3 protein-coding genes are annotated in these 1,799 nt (G+C 63.1%); all 3 read left to right on the forward strand.

The window, feature by feature from the left end; translation table 11 throughout:
- Positions 1–186 precede the first annotated feature (186 nt).
- The 3 genes from I71_RS09250 to I71_RS09260 all read left to right on the forward strand — a co-directional run bounded on the left by I71_RS09250 (position 187) and on the right by I71_RS09260 (position 1,615).
- Positions 187–555 carry an AtpZ/AtpI family protein gene (locus tag I71_RS09250; protein ID WP_042694127.1) on the forward strand — a complete coding sequence of 123 codons (369 nt, stop codon included), beginning with the start codon at positions 187–189 and terminating at the stop codon, positions 553–555.
- 12 nt (positions 556–567) lie between these two features.
- Positions 568–1,311: a F0F1 ATP synthase subunit A gene (locus tag I71_RS09255; protein WP_042694128.1), complete on the forward strand. Its 744-nt coding sequence runs from the start codon at positions 568–570 to the stop codon at positions 1,309–1,311.
- A 79-nt stretch (positions 1,312–1,390) separates the two neighbouring features.
- Entirely contained in the window at positions 1,391–1,615 is a 225-nt protein-coding gene (locus I71_RS09260) for an ATP synthase subunit C family protein (RefSeq protein WP_012973363.1), read from the forward strand.
- Positions 1,616–1,799: the final 184 nt, after the last annotated feature.

Below are 1,799 nucleotides of genomic sequence, written 5' to 3' on the forward strand. Positions count from 1 at the left end.
CGGGTTTTTTCGCATGCTGGAGCGGGACAACGCGCCGCAGCGCGGCAAAATCGATGACTTTTCGGCTCTTTTCTATACTTTTCAATGACTTACACCACAGGTTTTGCGACTTGACAGGGTAACGCCCCGCCCGTATGGTCTCGCCGCTTTCGCATGGCTGCGAGCCAAGAGTGATTGAGAGGCGGAATGACCGACAAAACGCCCCCCGATCCCTTGGATGACCTCGAAGCCCGGTTGCGGAAGGCGCGTGAGGGACAACGCGGCTGGTCGGGCGGACCCGGTAGCAAATACCACCGTCCGCCGCAGGGCGCTCTCGGCACCGCCTGGCGCATCGGGACGGAACTGGTTGCCGCCATGATCGTCGGCGTCGGCGGTGGGCTTCTGCTCGATCGCTGGCTCGGCACCGCGCCCTGGGGACTGATCGTCATGTTCTTCCTGGGGGCCGCGGCGGGAGTGCTGAACGTCTACCGGGCCGTCACCGGCTTCGGCATCGCTGCCGGCTACCGCCGGCCCCCTGGGGACGACAACGAGCGCCAAGACGGCGACGCACACTGAGCGAGGACGACCTTGGATCCGCTGCACCAGTTCCAAATCAATTCGTTGTTCCAGATCGTGCTCGGCGGCTACGACGTGTCCTTCACGAACTCGGCCTTCTTCATGGTCGTGGCCGTGGCGGCGATCTACGCCCTGCTGGTCATGGGCATGGCGAACAAGTCGATGGTTCCGGGCCGCCTGCAGTCGCTGGCCGAGATGTTCTACGAGTTCGTCGCGAACCTGGTGCGCGACAACGCCGGCCACGACGCCCAGCCTTATTTCCCGTTCGTGTTCTCGATCTTCATGTTCGTGCTGATCGGCAACATGATCGGCATGATCCCCTACACCTTCACCTTCACCAGCCACATCATCGTGACCTTCGCGCTGGCGGCGACGGTGTTCGTGTTCGTGACCATCCTGGCCCTGCTGAAGCACGGCCTGCACTTCTTCTCCTTCTTCATGCCGCATGGCGCTCCGAAGGCGCTCGCCCCGATCCTCATCCCGATCGAGGTGATCTCCTACGTGATGCGCCCCGTCAGCCTCTCGATCCGACTGTTCGCCAACATGATGGCCGGTCACACGATGCTGAAGGTCTTTGCCGGCTTCACGGTCATGATGATCAGCGGTCTCGGCGCGCTGGGCTTCGTCACCGGCCTCGTCCCGCTGGCGATCAACGTCGCCCTCACCGGCTTCGAGTTCCTGGTGGCTTTCCTGCAAGCCTACGTCTTCTCGATCCTGACCTGCCTGTACATCCGCGACGCCCTGGAACTGCACTGAGCAGCGCCTGACGATCGCCGGACCCGAGTTCGCCCAACAGTTCCAACACGTTCACCCTTACCTAGAGGAAGAGAGTACAATGGATCCTCAAGCCGCCAAGTTCATCGGTGCCGGTCTGGCCGTTATCGCCCTCGCCGGTGTCGGCCTGGGTATCGGCAACATCTTCTCGACCCTGATCGGCTCGATCGCCCGCAACCCGGCCGTGCAGCCGAAGGTCTTCCCGATCGGCATTCTGGGCTTCGCGCTGACGGAAGCCGTCGCGCTGTTCGCCCTGCTGATCGCCTTCCTGATCCTGTTCGCCTAAGGCCAGAGCGGCTTTTCAAAAAAACAGCTCTGACGCGGCGCCGGGCTTCCTCACCGAAGTTTCGGCGCCGCTCCTTTGCCTAGGGGGACCGATCATGCCGAACCTGTTGGCCAAAGGCGGGCTGCCCGCTGGTCGGGCGTGGCGGGCGCTTCGCTCGCTACCCTCACCACGATGGCCGGCACCG

The organism is Azospirillum sp. B506, from assembly GCF_000333595.1.
In the GTDB taxonomy this organism is placed as follows: Bacteria; Pseudomonadota; Alphaproteobacteria; order Azospirillales; family Azospirillaceae; genus Azospirillum.

What these genes read in the sequence shown, in the direction of transcription:
- I71_RS09250 (WP_042694127.1), top strand. Translation starts at nt 187, where the DNA reads ATGACCGACAAAACGCCCCCCGATCCCTTGGATGACCTCGAAGCCCGG.
- I71_RS09260 (WP_012973363.1), top strand. Translation starts at nt 1,391, where the DNA reads ATGGATCCTCAAGCCGCCAAGTTCATCGGTGCCGGTCTGGCCGTTATC.